The sequence below is a fragment of the Flavobacterium gillisiae genome, assembly GCF_900107635.1.
Classification (GTDB): Bacteria; Bacteroidota; Bacteroidia; order Flavobacteriales; family Flavobacteriaceae; genus Flavobacterium; species Flavobacterium gillisiae.
This window is the reverse complement of the sequence record NZ_FNRD01000007.1, coordinates 15,240-33,235: the sequence shown is the minus strand read 5'-3', so window position 1 is coordinate 33,235 and position 17,996 is coordinate 15,240. Positions and strand designations below refer to the sequence as shown.

At 32.8% G+C, this 17,996-nt stretch carries 15 protein-coding genes; 14 read left to right on the top strand and 1 reads right to left on the bottom strand.

Annotated features, from left to right (window positions below; translation table 11 throughout):
* Positions 1 to 136: 136 nt before the first annotated feature.
* The 8 genes from BLV35_RS10625 (at position 137) to BLV35_RS10590 (ending at position 10,405) form a co-directional block, all read left to right on the top strand.
* The gene (locus BLV35_RS10625) at positions 137 to 1,093 is read left to right on the top strand and encodes a CorA family divalent cation transporter (protein WP_091089385.1); all 957 of its coding nucleotides are present in this window, start codon (positions 137 to 139) and stop codon (positions 1,091 to 1,093) included.
* A gap of 86 nt (positions 1,094 to 1,179) precedes the next feature.
* Positions 1,180 to 2,103, top strand: coding sequence for an alpha/beta hydrolase (locus BLV35_RS10620; protein WP_091089381.1), 924 nt, complete (start codon positions 1,180 to 1,182; stop codon positions 2,101 to 2,103).
* Between the two features lie 370 nt (positions 2,104 to 2,473).
* On the top strand, positions 2,474 to 4,987 hold the full coding sequence (gene nirB / locus BLV35_RS10615) for a nitrite reductase large subunit NirB (RefSeq protein ID WP_091089378.1): 2,514 nt from the start codon (positions 2,474 to 2,476) through the stop codon (positions 4,985 to 4,987).
* A gap of 61 nt (positions 4,988 to 5,048) precedes the next feature.
* Positions 5,049 to 5,426: a nitrite reductase small subunit NirD gene (gene nirD, locus BLV35_RS10610; protein WP_091089374.1), complete on the top strand. Its 378-nt coding sequence runs from the start codon at positions 5,049 to 5,051 to the stop codon at positions 5,424 to 5,426.
* A gap of 29 nt (positions 5,427 to 5,455) precedes the next feature.
* Positions 5,456 to 6,043 (top strand): DUF4202 domain-containing protein, encoded by a 588-nt coding sequence (locus BLV35_RS10605; protein ID WP_091089370.1) that lies wholly within the window; start codon positions 5,456 to 5,458, stop codon positions 6,041 to 6,043.
* A 12-nt stretch (positions 6,044 to 6,055) separates the two neighbouring features.
* Positions 6,056 to 7,858, top strand: coding sequence for a sensor histidine kinase (locus BLV35_RS10600; protein ID WP_091089367.1), 1,803 nt, complete (start codon positions 6,056 to 6,058; stop codon positions 7,856 to 7,858).
* A gap of 94 nt (positions 7,859 to 7,952) precedes the next feature.
* A complete protein-coding gene (locus BLV35_RS10595) occupies positions 7,953 to 8,612 on the top strand; it encodes a response regulator (protein WP_091089364.1) in 660 nt (219 codons plus the stop codon).
* A gap of 311 nt (positions 8,613 to 8,923) precedes the next feature.
* Positions 8,924 to 10,405: an MFS transporter gene (locus tag BLV35_RS10590; protein ID WP_091089358.1), complete on the top strand. Its 1,482-nt coding sequence runs from the start codon at positions 8,924 to 8,926 to the stop codon at positions 10,403 to 10,405.
* On the opposite strand, the gene BLV35_RS19280 is transcribed toward BLV35_RS10590, so the two are convergent.
* A complete protein-coding gene (locus BLV35_RS19280) occupies positions 10,395 to 10,562 on the bottom strand; it encodes a hypothetical protein (protein WP_176980603.1) in 168 nt (55 codons plus the stop codon). The genes BLV35_RS10590 and BLV35_RS19280 overlap by 11 nt on opposite strands.
* A gap of 166 nt (positions 10,563 to 10,728) precedes the next feature.
* Here BLV35_RS19280 and BLV35_RS10585 point away from each other — a divergent pair, with 166 nt between their 5' ends.
* The 6 genes from BLV35_RS10585 to BLV35_RS10550 all read left to right on the top strand — a co-directional run bounded on the left by BLV35_RS10585 (position 10,729) and on the right by BLV35_RS10550 (position 17,863).
* Positions 10,729 to 11,508 carry a tetratricopeptide repeat protein gene (locus BLV35_RS10585; protein WP_091089355.1) on the top strand — a complete coding sequence of 260 codons (780 nt, stop codon included), beginning with the start codon at positions 10,729 to 10,731 and terminating at the stop codon, positions 11,506 to 11,508.
* A 157-nt stretch (positions 11,509 to 11,665) separates the two neighbouring features.
* Complete coding sequence (locus tag BLV35_RS10580) at positions 11,666 to 12,262, top strand: SusC/RagA family TonB-linked outer membrane protein (RefSeq protein ID WP_091089353.1); 597 nt, start codon at positions 11,666 to 11,668, stop codon at positions 12,260 to 12,262.
* A 491-nt stretch (positions 12,263 to 12,753) separates the two neighbouring features.
* Positions 12,754 to 13,119, top strand: a complete 366-nt coding sequence (locus BLV35_RS10565) for a hypothetical protein (protein WP_091089346.1) — start codon at positions 12,754 to 12,756, stop codon at positions 13,117 to 13,119.
* A gap of 257 nt (positions 13,120 to 13,376) precedes the next feature.
* Entirely contained in the window at positions 13,377 to 16,394 is a 3,018-nt protein-coding gene (locus BLV35_RS10560) for an ELWxxDGT repeat protein (protein WP_091089343.1), read from the top strand.
* A gap of 163 nt (positions 16,395 to 16,557) precedes the next feature.
* Positions 16,558 to 17,067, top strand: a complete 510-nt coding sequence (locus tag BLV35_RS10555) for a hypothetical protein (protein WP_091089340.1) — start codon at positions 16,558 to 16,560, stop codon at positions 17,065 to 17,067.
* 247 nt (positions 17,068 to 17,314) lie between these two features.
* A complete protein-coding gene (locus BLV35_RS10550; protein ID WP_091089336.1) occupies positions 17,315 to 17,863 on the top strand; it encodes a hypothetical protein in 549 nt (182 codons plus the stop codon).
* Positions 17,864 to 17,996: the final 133 nt, after the last annotated feature.

Below are 17,996 nucleotides of genomic sequence, written 5' to 3'. Positions count from 1 at the left end.
ATTTTATCATATTAATTCCTATATTCGTAAAGACGGAATTATATGGGAGCGAAAATCCGTACTATGCTTGGGGATACAGCGCATTGTTCACAATATGTGACTGTATCTAAATTCATGCAATATATTGTAAAACATCATGATAGAATTATATTTAAAGACGAATGAAGTAAAAAAGTTCAATTTCATCAGCGAAATTGACACGGAGGCCGTCGATCTGTTTAATATTCGGATTATTGATTATACAGACAGCATACTAAATGAGGTTTCTGAAAAATTTGGAATCGACATGTCCATTTTTAAACAAAAGGAGGATATTGAAATAAGTTCCCATTACCTTAAATCGCACGACCAATTATCTTTTAATTTTTCTATACCCAAATACAATTCAGAGACCCTTTTTAAAGAAGAAGAAATATTTATAATCATTAAAAACGAATTAGTATTTTATTTTCTATCCTCTAATATTGATAACGATTTTTTAAAACTGACCAAAACAAGATACGATTTCACGAGTATTCATTTTGGCTCACATTTAGAACATTTTGTTTTTCAAATAGGAATCATCTCCGATTATTATGCGGATTTGACCGAAATAATATCCAGAAGAATAAAGCGTTTTTATGAGAATATTTTACATTCTAAAGAGTACAATGAAAAAGACCTGGATTTAATAATGATACTTAACTTCAATAATCTATTGATTAAAGAGTCGATAAGTAATTTTCAAAGAATACTGCATTTACTGATACAAAATAAATTTGAGCTAAAGACGATAACAACTAAAATCAACTTAGAACTGGATGATATCGCCGTAATTTCAGATCATATCCAATTTAATTTTGAAAGGCTTGATGACTTAGAAGACAATATAAATAGTAAAATTGATTTAGAGCAAAATAAAATATTTAGAACATTGACCATTATAACCGTATGTATCTCTTTACCGGCATTAATTGCAGGAATATATGGAATGAATTTTAAATACATGCCAGAATTAGAATGGGATTATGGCTATCCAGCAGCAATAGGACTAATGGTAATTAGTTTTGTAATCGCTTTAATTTATTTTAAAAAGAGAAAATGGATTAAATAAATTCAGTAAAAAACAATTAACTCCCATCCCTTATTGCAGTATTTCAAAACATTATAGGCATTCCTAATCATATTAATAAAGCAGAAATGAATCTAGACAAAGACTTTACTTTTCAAACCATTAAACTAACCCCTGATTACGATGGAGAAGCGATTGCTACGTTAATCTCTTCAAAACGGAACCTAGGAAATAGAAAGAGTGTATTGTACTTACATGGTTATAATGATTATTTCTTTCACGCCCATGTGGCTGAAAAATTTAATGATAACAACTTTGATTTTTATGCTCTTGATCTTAGAAAATATGGTAGATCTCTACTAAAAAATCAGCATCCTAATTATTGTAAAGATATTGAAGAATACTTTGAGGAAATATCAATTGCAATCCAACAGATCAATGACCTTAGTAAAGAACCTATTTATCTGTTAGGACACTCCACTGGCGGATTGACAGCAAGTAGTTATATGAATACTGGGGCTGAAAGAAACCGTATAAGTGCTCTTATTTTAAATTCACCTTTTCTGGACTTCTATCAATCTGACTTTGAGAAGTTCTTCAGTTATTGGGGTTCAAAAATCATTTCCACTATAGCTCCGTATGCTAAAATTGAAGGTGCGCTGCCTCCTGTCTATGCACAAAGTTTATACAAAGACTATTCAGGTGAGTGGGATTATAATCTCGATTGGAAACCAATAAAAGGATTCCCTACCTTTTTTAAATGGGTAGTCGCGATAAGCATTGCACAAAAAAAACTGGTAAACTCTAATATAAAAGTGCCTATTCTAGTTATGCATTCTTCAGGGTCCATAAAGATTACCACTTTTTCTAAGGAGGCTATGACTAACGACACCGTATTGAATATTGAAGATATAAAAAGAGTTGGAGTCACCCTTGGCAATAACGTTACCTTATTGAAAATTGACAATGCGCTGCATGATATTTTTCTATCTCCAAAACCAGTAAGAGAAAATGCTTTTGAGAAAATATTCTCTTGGCTATTAAAAGTTTAATAAACAATTAGGCCCAACATTCGATCACGTTTTGAAAATTCAACCGCAAATTCTCAAATTATATAGTATCACTGCTATAACTAATTTGTGAATTTGCGGTATTTCTTATTACAAGCTAATTTTCAGGCTTCTCCAAAAAGTACATTGTTTTATTACGTAGTCATTCTCATTTAGCATGACTGCAAATTTATTCAGGAAAATTGAAAAGCGTGATTTCATTTTCCCTATATTTTACACTATTTTTTATCAATACTTTATTTTACAGCACCCATTTTAAATATATCCCAATTAATTTCAAAAAGAATAAATTAAGTATTTAAATTAAGTACTTATACGTATATTTGATACGTAATACTTAATTTATAATAGTATGATTAAAATAATAGTAGTCGGAAACGGCATGGTAGGTTACAAGTTTTGTGAAAAGTTTATCTCAAAACCTGGACAGGAAAAATATCAAATCACGGTATTTGGAGAAGAACCACGACGCGCCTATGATCGTGTGCACCTAAGTGAATACTTTGCTGGGAAGAGTGCTGACGATCTATCTATGTCAACATCAAATTGGTATACTGAAAATAATATTATTCTAAACACATCTGAGTTAATTACAGATATTAATAGAGAAGATAAAACAATTCACACTCACTTAGAAACAACACATACATACGACTACTTAGTTCTAGCAACTGGCTCGTCAGCGTTTGTACCGCCCATAAAAGGAGTCGAAAAAGAAGGTGTTTTTGTTTACAGAACTATCGAGGATCTCGATGCTATAATGTCTTATGCAAAAAAAATAAAAGCAAATGGCTCCACAGAAGCCGCCGTTCTTGGTGGTGGATTATTAGGGCTGGAAGCTGCAAAAGCTGTTCGCGATTTAGGCTTAAATCCACATGTAGTGGAATTTGCTCCGCGTTTGATGCCTCGACAATTGGATAAAGCTGCAAGTGATATGTTGCAATCAAAAATTGAAGAACTTAACATAGGTATTCACTTAAACAAAGCCACTCAATATATTGATGGTGCAGAAAGCATAACAGGAATGATGTTCGCCGAAGAAGAATTGCTAAAAGTCGATATGTTGGTTGTATCCGCAGGTATCAAGCCACGTGACGAACTGGGAAGAGTTTCTGGACTTGAAGTTGGTGTTCGTGGTGGTATTGTGGTAAATAACAAAATGCAAACTTCAGACCCAAGCATTTTTGCTATTGGAGAAGTTGCTTTATACAACCACATGATATACGGTCTTGTAGCTCCTGGATACGAAATGGCCGATGTAGCTGCTGAGCAAATTTTAGGTTCAGATAAAGTTATGAGAGACACTATCGATATGTCGACTCAATTGAAATTGATTGGTGTTGAAGTAGCAAGTTTTGGAGATCCTTTTATCGAAAACGAAGAGGTTACTGCTATTATTTTCGAAAATAAATTTAATGGAACGTACAAAAGAATCAACGTTACCAAAGACGGAAAAACGCTGCTAGGCGGAATTCTAGTAGGAGATTCCAGTGATTACAACGGTTTATTCCAAATATATAGTAATGCCATGGCCTTACCTCCAAATCCGGAGGACTTGATTCTAGGGTCAAGAGGTGGCGAAACCTCTACCTTGGGTAACGCAATGGACTTACCCGATACAGCGGTAATTTGTTCTTGCGAAAATGTAACCAAAGGCGCTATTTGTTGTTCAATTACAGACGGAACCTGCGAAACTTTGGGCGATGTTGTAAAATTAACCAAAGCAACTTCTGGTTGTGGTGGTTGTAAACCAATGGTTGTTGACTTGGTAAAAGCGGCTCAAAAATCAATTGGTAAAGAAATAAAAGAAACCATCTGTGAACACTTTCACTATACTAGACAAGAATTATTTGATATTGTAAAAATCAATAAATACACGAATTTCTATGAAGTGGTCGATCATCACGGAAGCGGTGATGGTTGCGAGGTTTGTAAACCAATTGTTGCCTCTATATTCTCTAGTATTTATAACGATACGGCTAATAAACACGTAACTACTCAAGATACGAATGACAGGTACTTAGCCAATATTCAACGTAACGGAACTTATTCTGTAGTTCCTAGAATTGCCGCTGGAGAAATTACTCCTGAGAAACTGGTGGTTATTGGTGAAGTAGCCAAACAATTTGGATTATATACCAAAATTACTGGTGCACAACGTATCGATTTATTTGGAGCAACTCTAAATGATTTACCTGAAATATGGAGAATACTAATTGATAACGGTTTTGAAAGTGGACACGCTTACGGAAAATCACTAAGAGCTGTAAAAAGTTGTGTGGGTAACGCTTGGTGTCGTTACGGTATGGATGACAGTACGACTTTTGCAATCGAATTAGAGAACCGTTACAAAGGTATTCGTTCTCCTCACAAATTAAAAGGTGGTGTTTCTGCTTGTATTAGAGAGTGTGCCGAGGCTAGAGGAAAAGATTTTGGTCTAATCGCTGTAGAAGGCGGATGGAACTTATACATCTGTGGTAATGGAGGAGCAAATCCTAAACATGCCGTTCTTCTCGCAGAACAAATAGACAAAGAAACGGTGTTCAAATACATGGATCGTTTCTTAATGTATTACATACGCACAGCGGGGCCATTGGTACGTACTGCTACTTGGTTAGAAAAACTAGATGGTGGGTTAGACTATTTAAAAGAAGTAATCATTCACGACCGTATTGGAATTTGTGAAACATTAGAATCAGAAATGGAAACGCTTATTGGGACCTACGAATGCGAATGGAAACAAGTACTTGAAAAACCAAGATTGATGCAGCGTTTTAGTCACTTTGTGAACTCTGAAGACAAAGATGACAACATAGAATATGTACCGGTAAGAGACCAAAAAATGCCAAAATCTTGGAATTTTTAGAACTAATAAAAGTTATAAATTAAGCTAAAAGCTATTTGCCACAAGCTAAAAAATTAAGAATATGGAAAACGTATTAGATAAATATAAAACTGTTGCTATTGCAGATGTGAAAATTTGGTTTAAAGCTGGAACTATAAAAGATTTCCCAAGTAATAGAGGGGGCTGTATTAAATACAAAGACAAACAAATTGCTGTTTTTAACTTCGAAAGAAGAAATGAATGGTACGCTTGTCAAAATGCTTGCCCTCATAAAATGGAAATGGTCCTTTCAAGAGGAATGACTGGTTCTGCAGATAACGTCCCTAAAATTGCCTGTCCCATGCACAAAAAAACTTTTTCACTTGTAGATGGCAGCAATTTAAATGGAGAAGATTATTCGATTGCAACGTACCCAGTAAAAATCGTTGAAGATGAAGTAATGATTGGGTTTGTAGATTAAATATGTATCTTTGATAATATACTTTTCAAATGACAAAAACACCCTTTTTTAACGCTAGTGAGTTAATTGATGCTCAAAATGCACAAGATCCAAATAGCGAAATATACCAATCACAAAGCCATCCAAAAGAACTATTATATTCAAACAGAATGTATAGTAAACTAATGGAATTTGAACCAAATGCTTCTGAGGAAGTACAAATTGCTGCAAAAGCACAACACATCTGTCGTTGGAAAATAGCACGCGACTCCTACCCGATGGATCGTGTGGGTTATTTAACATGGAGAGGCAATTTGAAAAAATTTCATGCCGAAACTACTGCTGCTATTTTAGAAAAAGTAGGTTATGACTCTGAATTTATTGATAGAGTTTCGTTCTTAATCGAGAAAAAGCAACTTAAAAAAGACGAGGAAACCCAATTGCTAGAAGATGTCATTTGTTTAGTTTTCTTGGACTATTATTTAGAGCCTTTTGTTGAAAAACACGATGCTGAAAAACTGAAGAATATCATTCTGAAAACTTGGAATAAAATGTCTGAAATAGGTCATCAAGAAGCCTTAAAAATTAAATACAGCGATGCTAATCTTCAACTAATCAAAGAAGCTATTGGATTGTAATATGCTTTCGATATGAAAAACGGCTCTAGAGTATCTCCTGACAATCTTAACTTTACAAAATTAAAGCGAATGTATCTTTTTGCTTTGATTACTATTGCTATTACGGTATTGCTAAGCCAATTGTTGATCCAGTACAATATCAATCGTCAGCTAAACGATTCCCGTTTGATAAACATTTCGGGAAAACAGAGGATGTTAAGCCAGAAACTGGCGAAAGAAGTTTTGATTCTAACAACCGACTCAAGCAAAAAAGTTGAAGAAATCAGTTCTCTAAGAGAAACGCTATCGATTTGGAAATTTACTCATAATGCATTAGAAAAAGGAAGTGACAGTCTACATTTCCCTAAAGAAAAAAGCATTGCTTTACGCAAATTATTTTCGGAAATCAAACCCAACTTTGACAGTATTGTCAATGCCACTACCCTAATAATTGATAATGATACAACGCTAAAACCGGAAAATGAAAATCGTAAATTAGCACAAACTATTCTTAATAACGAAGGACAGTTCCTTACTAAAATGAACCAGATTGTAGGGCAATATGAAGTTGAAGCATTAAAAAAAATAACGCTACAACGCAATACAGAATATGCCATTTTAGGATTTACACTCCTTGTATTATTTTTAGAGTTTTTATTCATCTTTAAACCTACTAATAAACGAATTGAGCTACTAATTTCTAAACTTTTATCATCTGAAAAAAAGGCCTTAAAACTAGCTTATGACACAGAAGTTTTAAGCGAAATCAAAGAAAACTCGGTCAAGGAATTGAAATCGCTCAATTATGCAATGGAGAACACCCTACTCTATTGCCGTGTTGCTCCTGACGGAAGTGTGATTCACATTGGAGAAAAATTTTCAAAACTGCTACAATACAATCCTTTTGTTTCTGACAAAAAGTTTTCGCAAGTACTTACTCCTTTAGAAAAGGAACAAATAGTTATTGACCAAATAATTAAAGAAAAACAAAGAACCGGCTGGCAGGGAGAAATAAATATTACCAATAGAAACAACGAAACGATGTGGTTAGATCTATCCATCGTTCCAGTAATTATCAAAAAGAATGAATCCGAATTATTGATTATTTGTTTTGATATCACCGAGCGCAAAAAAGCCGAAAAGGAAGTCGAACGCCTGAATACAGAGCACATAAATGACAAACTAAATCAGCAAAAAACGATCTCGAGTAAAATTGTCGAAAATCAAGAAAACGAACAAAATAGAATAGCCAAGGAAATTCATGACGGAATAGGCCAAATGCTAACGGGGCTCAAATTTAGTCTGGAAAGTATAAACCTGGACGACAAAGAAAAATCGGCACAGAAAATTGAATACCTGAAAAAATTGTCTTTGGATATTATAAAAGGCGTTCGTACCGCAACATTCAACTTGATGCCACCAGAACTGAGCGATCATGGAATTGTTTCTTCTCTTGCGAAGCTAACCTTAGAATTGTCCAAATTAACCGGTAAAAACATTCTATTTTACAACAAAACTGATTTTGACCAAAGACTTGATTCTTTAATCGAAATAAACATTTACCGTCTTACTCAAGAAGCGATAAATAATGCCATTAAATATGCTGATTCTACGCATATTATTGTTCAGCTTTCGCACAGCGAAAACATTTTAAGCATAATTATTGACGATAATGGCAAAGGCTTTGATCCCGTTGCTGTTGAGAAAAAGAGAAATAGTGAATCTGGAATGGGCTTACTTTTCATGAAAGAAAGAATTCAATACATCAATGGACGCGTTTTTATTAACTCGATTCCAAATGAAGGAACCCGAATTACTTTCAATATTCCCATTTAAGTTCTATCCAAATAAATATTTTGAATAGAATACGTATATTAGCCAACCTATTAAGTGTATCTACGTAAAATTTAGATCTAAAATTAAGTAAGTTATGAGCAATACCATTCGAGTTGTACTGGCAGATGATCACGTTTTTGTAAGAGATGGCATAAAATCGTTATTAGAAACGGAAGAAAACATACTTGTCGTAGGCGAAGCAACCGATGGTTTAGAAGCACTTACAGAAGTAAACGACAAAAAACCAGACTTATTAATTGTAGATATCCGCATGCCGCACTTAACCGGTATTGAAGTAGTTGAAAAACTAAGAGGCCAAAACAATTCCGTTAAAATCATCGTACTTTCCATGCATGAGTCGGAAGAATATGTTTTAAAGTCAATCAGAGCGGGTGCCGATGGTTACTTATTAAAAGGATCCAGTAAGGAAGAGTTTCTCAAAGCACTTCATACGGTGGCAAACGGCAGCAAATATTTTAGTGGCGATATCTCTTCTATATTGATTAACCAACTTACAAATGCTTCTCCAGTCGCAGCACCAAAAGCAATCCTGGCCGAAAGCATGATGATTACTAAAAGAGAAAAAGAAATTCTTACGCTCCTACTTTCTGGAAAAGGGAACAAAGACATCGCCGAAGCATTAGACATCAGTAAAAGAACGGCCGAAGTACACCGTTTTAATCTAATGAAAAAACTACAAGTTAAAAACCTGATCGAACTTTCGAACAAAGCCAAAGAGTATTCTTTGATATAACTTTAAATACATTTTATCTAATTAGCTTTTGATCCCTCTTTTTGCGAGTGTCTTGTTTTCTTGCGTGATGTATCGAGAAGGAACTTCACAAAAATACTTCTCGAAAACAAGTTCCACATAAACTAAACAAACGTTATTAATAATCGCCAAACCACTTCTAATTAAAAAAACCATCCTTTTTTAATGAATTAATAATTTATTGCCTTTTAAACGCTGATATCTGAAATCGTTATTTTTATACGTATTTTTACGTATTCAAACTAAGTATTTATATCAGATTGTACTTATATTTACATAAAAATATAAGTACAATGGAAAAACCAACCTCATTATCGCAATCGCACCGCATGTTATTTTTAAACACGCTAGCCTTCACTGTTTGTTTTGCTTGTTGGACACTTAATGGTGTTCTCGTAACCTTTTTAGTCGATAAAGGAATTTTTGACTGGAGTGTCGTACAAATAGGATGGCTATTAGGAATCCCTATTTTAACTGGTTCTATTATGCGTTTGCCTATTGGTATACTAACAGACAAATTTGGCGGCAAATATGTATTTTCTGCTTTGTTGTTACTATGTTCCATACCTTTGTTTCTACTTCCCTTAGCCAACAGTTTTTTCATGTTTGCCGTGCTTAGTTTCCTGTTCGGAATGGTAGGAACCAGTTTTGCGGTAGGTATTGGATATACCTCCATTTTTTACCCTCAAGAATGGCAAGGAAGAGCATTAGGGATTTTCGGAATGGGAAATGCAGGCGCTGCCATCACTACTTTTATGGCACCTTCTTTATTGAATCACTTTTCAGTTGAAGACCCACAAAATGGTTGGAAAATTCTACCTATTATATACGGAGCCGCTTTATTAATTATTGGAGTTCTGTTCTTGGTTTTTGCCAAAAACAAAAAAATGGAAAAGTCTACCAAAACAATTCCGCAAATGCTCTCTACCCTAAAAAACCCACGTGTTTGGCGTTTTGGAGCGTACTATTTCTTAGTTTTTGGATGCTTTGTAGCGTACTCACAGTGGCTTTTACCCAACTTTATGAATGTCTACCAAACCAGTCTTGTAATGGGCGGAATGTTTGCCACCATGTTCAGTTTGCCTTCTGGAGTAATACGTGCCTTTGGAGGCTATTTATCAGATAAATTTGGTGCCCGTAAAGTAATGTATTGGGTTTTGAGTTCTTCGGTAATATTAAGTGCTTTATTGATGATTCCAAAAATGGAAATCAAAACAGCAGGGCCAGGAGTAATGGCTGGAAAAACGGGAATTGTTACTCAAGTGAGTCCAACCAATGTCAGAATTGGCGACAAAGATTTCGCTGTAGATTCTAAACCAGAAACGACTACCACAGGGAACATTTTCCCAACGAAATCCTCTTGGCAAAAAGTAATTGTAACTCAAAATCAAAGCGTTAGCAAAAAAGAAATAATAGCTCAAGGAGTGACCAGAATAACATTTGACGCTAACATGTGGGTCTACTTAACATTAGTAATCCTAATTGGTATTTCCTGGGGAATTGGTAAAGCAGCGGTGTACAAACACATTCCCGAATATTTTCCCACCGAAATAGGAGTTGTAGGCGGAATGGTAGGTTTACTAGGAGGTTTAGGCGGATTCTTTGGCCCAATCATCTTTAGTTATTTATTAAACTTTACCGGTTTCTGGTCAAGCTCTTGGATTTTCGTACTATTATTTTCATCAATCTGTCTCATCTGGATGCACATTACGATCACAAGAATGATGAACGCCAGACAACCCATGCTGTCCAAACAAATAGAGACTAAAAACTGACGAAAACTCTTTCATAAATACTGAAAGCCATCCTTTTATTTAGCAAATAAGAGGGTGGTTTTTCTTTAGGAGCTATTTCCTGCTGTCCGCTGTATTCCCGCTTTGAAAAACTACGGCTGTCGCCTTGTTTTTCTAAAGCGGGAGATGCCGCTTCCATCAGGGCTAGGGATTGAGTACACTTAAAACGAATGTTTTACCAAAATTGAAATAGAGAAAACGGCTACAATAACTATCAAAAAATCAAAAAAGTTGTATATATTTGATTTTATATAAAAGTTGGGGGATATATTGGAAAACCGCCTAAAAAAAGAGGGGATTTACAAATGAAAAATAAAACTTTATTAATAATTGGAGTGTTTTATGTGAATTTTGCATTCGCACAAAATGCAGACGAATTAAATTCTCAATCGAAAGAATTATTAACGAAAAGAGATTATGAAAAAGCACTTCCAATTTTGAGAAAATCTGCCGAATTAGGAAATGCCGAAGCTCAATATAATTTAGGCTATTTTCTACAAAATGGCGTTGGAATTGCAAAAAATGAAAATGAAGCTTTTGAATGGTATAAAATATCTTCGCAAAATGGTTTCAATGATGGTCATTACTCAATGATGATGGCTTATGGAACCGGAATTGGAACAGAAATTAGTAGCGAAAAAGCATTTGAATACGCTTTGAAGTGCGCAAACAATAATGATGCAACTTGTATGTGGAATGTTGTAAACTGCTATAAACAAGGTTTAGGAATAACAAAAGACACAAATAAAATGCTCGAATGGGCAACAAAATTATCTTTGTTAGAAAATCCAGAAAATTTAAATTTAAGTGGAAATATTACTTCGACAAGATTAAGCTTAGCATATATGTATCGAGATGCTGATGATGTAGAAAAAGATTATTATAAAAGTTACATTTGGTTTTTAATCTATAATGAGTTTAAAAAAGATTTTTCAATAACTCAACAGAACCAAATAATTGAAGAAATCAAAACTGCTGAAAGCAAAATAACCAAAAAACAATTAAATTCTGCGAAAGTAGATGCTGAAAAAATATTCGGCAGAAAATTAACTAATTCCGAAAATCTAAACAAAGCAGATTTTTAAAAAAACAAATCGCCCAACCAGGGGTTTAGCATGATGAGGAGTTTAGTGGAATTATCTTTTATTTTCATATATTCGTTTAGCAAAAATACACGGTTATAAATTCCAATCACGCTCAGCGCGAAGACGCAGCTAGCCATCACCAAATATAAAACTCACTATGAAAAAAGTTTTTCTCGGAATTATTTCTATTTTATCATTTTCGATATATTCACAGAACAGATATGAACTACTTGAAAATGGAAAAGAAAAATTATTCCTTTCAGATTCAATTTCAAAAATGGCTGAAAGTGGATTGATTACGAATCAACCGATTGTCGTAGTTAATGGGAAACCATTTCGTTTCCAAGATTTAGAAAAACAAAAATTACCCTTATCAAAAATTGCTATTGTAAAGGTTGTAGCAATTGACAAAAAGACCGCTACTAGTATTTATGGCCATTTCGGTGAAGCTGGAGTTTTAATAATTACCACCTCAAAAACAAAAATATTTCTATTACAAAATGAAGATGAGTCAACGTACTATTTAGTTGATAAGATCAAAACAGCCTTTGAAAAAGATGAAATTGCTGACTCTCCATTAATTGTTATAGATGGAGTTCCTTTTAAATATGATAAAACCCTTAACTCAATAGTTCTACCCCTAAAAAAAGAGATTATCTCTGATGTTAATATTTTAAATAAAAGCAGTAGCAACGTAATATATGGAAAGGATGAAGTTTTCGGAGCTATTATAATAACTACAACAAAACAATAAGAATAAGGTCCAACTGTTAACAGCAATGAAGAGCCAAACGTTTGTACCAATTAAAAACATATAAACCAAAGATTTGACAAATGGAAAAAATTTGGATAATAGCAATATCGCTTTTTTTAATAATCACTTTTCTTTTTTGGAAGATTACTATTGGCCATTTCAAGAAAGAATATAATAAAAAGATGTGGAAACTATGGGGAACGAGAACTTTTTACTGGCAAGGCGTCATATTAGTCAGTGGCGGAGTTACAATTGTGATGCTTTTTCTTTTAAAATGGGCAAATGTTTTGATTTTTTAGTAGACTAAATAATATATAAAGAGATCAACTGCTAGTAACAATTTAAGAAATGACGAAATATTATCCGCTTTTTATGATCTTTTTGACCTTATCTTATTGCGGAAAAAACGCAAATGAGATGATAATACCAGAAAATGCGAATGAAAAGTTTGCGGAATTTATTGCAAAGGAAAATCCTTCAAAAAGCAAATTATGAATCAATATTCATTCGAGAATAATCAATTGAAACTTAAAGTTTCAAAAGCACCATTCTTAGTTCGTTTAGTTCTATACATAGTTACATTTCTATGTTTTACATTACCATTATTTGGGATAGTATTTAATATAATTCAAGGCAACGGAATAAATTTTGGGGGAATTCTAGCACTCGGAATATTTTATTTAATAGGATTTTATTTGTTACGTATTAGTTTATGGAATAGTCATGGAGAAGAGACAATATTATTCAATGAGAGTGAAATAATTTATATAGCGAATTACCGTTGGTTTAAAGATGGAAAAAAATCTCTTGAGAAAAATGAAGTCACTTATTCAATAAAACCTGTTGGATATGAGTAAGAGGATAATGGAATTCTTGTAATCTCAAATGGAAAATCAGAAATTGAATCGGCAGTAAAAATGCCTAAACAAAATCTTGAAAAATTAATAGGTATAATCAAAAACAGTAACGAACATCAGTTTTGACATAATGTGTGATTTAATGAAAATACCACTTCGCATCATGTTTTCGCTCCTCCAAAAAATTAACGATTACGAATCACATGTCATCTCAAAGTGACCAAACATAAAACTAAAAATAACGAACTAAATAATAAATGAAAACAATTTTAAAAACAATTTTATTTTTCATTCTATTTTCAACTAATTTGGAAGCACAAAAAATTGACGCTACATTATTGGAAATAAATTTTGCAGGCGATAGCAATCCGAAAAACATAACTAAAGGCACTACCAAAATATATTATTCAGCTGATGACGGTTTGCATGGTAGAGAGTTATGGGTTAGCAATACTATTACTAACACAACTAATTTAGCAAAAGACATTTATGTTGGCTCAGCAAGCGGTTTAGAATACTCCAACTTTGTGACAATAAATGATCAATTGTACTTTACTGCAAATGATGGAGTAAATGGGATTGAACTTTGGACTAGTGATGGAACAGAAACTGGAACTTTTTTAATTAAAAACATTAATAGCTCCGGTGATAGTTCAATTGGCAAATTAAAAGTCTTAAATGGCATGATTTATTTTAGTGCAAATGACAATATTAATGGTCAAGAATTATGGATTAGTGACGGTACAACAAATGGAACAACGCTTTTGAAAGATATTAATTCTGGACCCAATTCAAGCTACCCAACAGATTTTTTCGTTTTTAATAATAATATGTATTTCATATGTAATAACGGAATAAATGGTACTGAATTATGGAAAAGCGATGGTACAAACTCTGGAACAGAAATATTAAAAGATATAAATCCAAGTACAAATCCAAGTATCAATCCTGGTAATAATTTTATTGTTTTTAATAATAATTTCTACTTTTTTGCAAATAATGGCTCCACTGGTTTTGAATTATGGAAAAGTGATGGTACAACAGATGGAACTCAACTTTTAAAAGACATCAATCTTGGGCCAAATAATTCATCCTATACACTGATTGCAAGTGCAACAAGCACTTATTTTGTTTTTGGTGCAACAACTGCTTCAAACGGAAATCAACTATGGAAAAGCGACGGTACCTCGATTGGAACTGTCTTTTTAAAGGATGTACTTACAACTTATAGTAGCAGGAACTACAATTCAGAATTTATTACATTTAAAAATAAAGTGTATTTCATTGCTGATAATACTATTTATGGCAATGAATTATGGGGTACAGATGGAACTTCCGAAGGAACAAAAATTATTAAAGATATTAATGTTGGTATTGCTTCAAGTAATATTTCAAAATTAACTCCAACAGCTAATTTTATTATCTTTTCTGCGACAGATGGGGTAACTGGTTTTAATACTTTATGGAAAAGCGAGGGAACATTAGAGGGAACATCTCAATTAAAAGAAGTAAATCTAGCACAGTCAAGTTATACTGAATTATCGTTTATTGAATCTAATAATTCAATCTATTTTCAAGGAGTATTAAATAATCTAAATGGCATAGAATTATTGAAAACAGACGGATCATTAAATAATACAATATTAGTTAGTGATATATTCCATAAGAATGGAAGTAGAGTTGGGAATAGAGATTATACTCCTTTTAATAATAAATTAATATTTGCTGGCTCAGATGGCTCTCATGGAATTGAACCTTTCATAACAGATGGAACAATAAGTGGCACAAAAATGATTAAAGATATCAACCCTAACTACAATTCCTTATATAATGATTATGATTATAGACCATCATTTACAAAAGCAGGCAACAATGTTTTTTTTAGAGCAAACGATGGTACTTCTGGTTTTGAGCTTTTTAAAACAGATGGTACCGAATCAGGAACTTCGCTAGTAAAAGATATAGCTCCCGGAGGTACAAGTAGTATAGGACAATATACTCTTTTTATGAGTCTTAACGACATTGTTTTTTTTAAAGCAAACGATCAAATTCATGGTGAAGAATTATGGCGAAGTGATGGAACAGCAGAAGGCACATTTCTTCTAAAAGATATATTTATAGGTGGAGGACATGGCGTTAGCAGTTCTAATTTATTTTACGATCATGCCATTGCTTTGAATGAAAATTGCTATGCGATTTTAAATGGATACTTATATTTTATTGGTAAAGATAATCTAGGATACGCAATTTGGAGAACTGATGGAACAACAAACGGAACAATAAAAGTAGTCTCAATTCCATCAAGCGGAACTTATGATTACAGACCTGAAATAATTAATTCAGCAAATGGTAAGATTTTCTTTAAAACTGATATAAACAATTCGAGTTACGGCAATAACAGTTTATGGTCTACCGATGGAACACAAGCAGGTACAACTTTTTTAGGTTCTTGGTTAATTACTGGTCTAGGTCAATTCAACAAAAATATTGTTTTTAATAACAACTTATATTTTACCGTTTTTTCAGATAGTGGGCCAACTTTAATGAAATCTGATGGTACTCCTACTGGTACTGTAGCACTTACAACTGCAAATTTTACAAATTATAACACATTTAATTCCTTAAAATCATGTGGGAATTTTGTTTATTTCTCAACAGGCCAAAGCGGCCAAACCGCAGGTATGGAGCTTTGGAAAACAAATGGGACATTAGCTGGTACTACTCTTGTTGAAGCTATACCCCTTGGAGCCTCTAATTATTTTGCTAATTGTACTTGCATACAAAACAATTTATTTTTCATTAAAGAGTTTTACTCAGATAAAATTTGGTACGTAGATAACGTTTCACAAACTTCAAAATATTTTCAAATCAACATTCTAAATTCTAATAATTTTTCTAACTTTTATGGAGTTTCTGATATTATGAACTTAAATGATAATTTATTGTTCGACGGGGTTAGTCAAGAATCAGGAAACGAATTATATTATTCAAACACGCAAAATTTATTACAAACAGAAGAATTTAATTCTAAAAATATTCAAACCGATAAAGTGAAAATTTTTCCAAATCCTTCTAATGGAAAAATTAATTTATCTATATCTGATAATTCACAACTTATTACTATTCAAATATATAATGTATTAGGCGCAAATATTTTAAATGTGATTCCTGAAAGCGCTGACTTCGTAGACTTAAGTAAATTAAATAGTGGTATTTATTTTATTAAAATAACAACTGAGAACTTTATTGAAACAAAAAAGATAATAATTAAATAGCCTTCTGCAAACAACCTTTGGCGAGACACAATATTAGTGGGATTAAGGTTTTTTTCGTGTTTTCGATCATCCGACAAGTTAGCGATTACAAAGCCCACACAATCTCTAAGTTACCGCAAGCCAACGGCTATTGGCTCGAAAAATTAAACCCAAACGTAATAAAATGAAGAAATTAATCGTCTTATCAATTCTTGTCTTCATTTCGTGCAAAAATGAAAACATAAAATTGAAACCAAATTTTAAAGATTTTATTTATGTGAATTTTAATTTAAGAGAAAATAGTTCCTTGAAATTTAACGGAAGTGATACTTTGTATTTGCAAAAAAGATTTCCAGAGGAAGCTGTTGGAAATTTTATTGCAGTTTTAAATAGACAAGACAAAGACTCTCTGATAGAGAAAATTAACAAACTTAATTTCAAAAAATACGAACCTACATATATCCAAAAATATATTGAAGATGGAAACTCCCAAATTTTTATAATAAACCGCAATGAAAAAACCGAATCTATTTATATTCATGGAAGCACTCCTCCATCAAAAATTAATGCTTTGGGAAATTGGGTTGAAAATTTACAAAGCAGATTACAATTTGTCAAAACTGATGAATATATACACTTTTCGAATATCGAAAATATTGTGACTCCTCCACCTCCCCCACCAATTGTAAAATAAAAAAACAGCTCAAAGCTAAAGACTCACTGGAAGAGAAAAACCAATAACGGAACTGCAATTGAATGGAACCGCTCCCTATTGGGTAAAGTTTACTTGGGCCTACCATCTTGCCTAATCGAAAAAAAAAAATCCTTTTATAAAATCCATAAGTCGGGAGCATTTTATTAATTATCTTTAAATCGATGTGTTTATCTGATCTGTAAACTGAAAGCTTCTTAAAATTACTTTATCTAAAATTGTTAAAACAATGAAACAAAACTTTCTAATAATTGTAAGCCTTATTTTTTGTGTGTATTCTTCAGCACAAAAGATAGTTCAACAAGAAAAGTGTCCCAAAATTTATAAAACCAATTATACTGAAATTCTTGTTGAAAAGTATTTGACAATCTCAAAGAATGATACTATAAAATTTAACGAAATAAGATTTGAATGCGTCTTTTTGGCCTTATATACTCATAAAGTTATGTTTGATAAGTTTGGTAAATGGGATAAAGAAATTTATCCAAACAACAGTAATCTTCCTATCCTACTGTGGGAAAATGTTGACTTGTATTCGAATGGGAAAAAGTATAATGTTTTTACAACCGGATTGGAAGAATGGAAACACATTTACGCGTCGGTTATGGTATTTGATAAAAACTATATTGACTTAATAACCGATGATTCATCAGAAAAAGAAAACCTAATCGATTATTTTTCTGATTTGATTAAGAAAAACAAAACATATAGAAAAAATTTCTATGAAGAATACCGGAAAATGGTTGACAAAAAAAAAGCAGGAACTATAAAAGAATAATTAATTGCTATTTCTAATTATCAACCTAATTCGACACGATAGCGATAATATAAGCACACAGCAATCGAAAATGAGTACGCCATACAAACCTAAAGATTATACCTCACACCATATTTAATCGTGTACAATACTC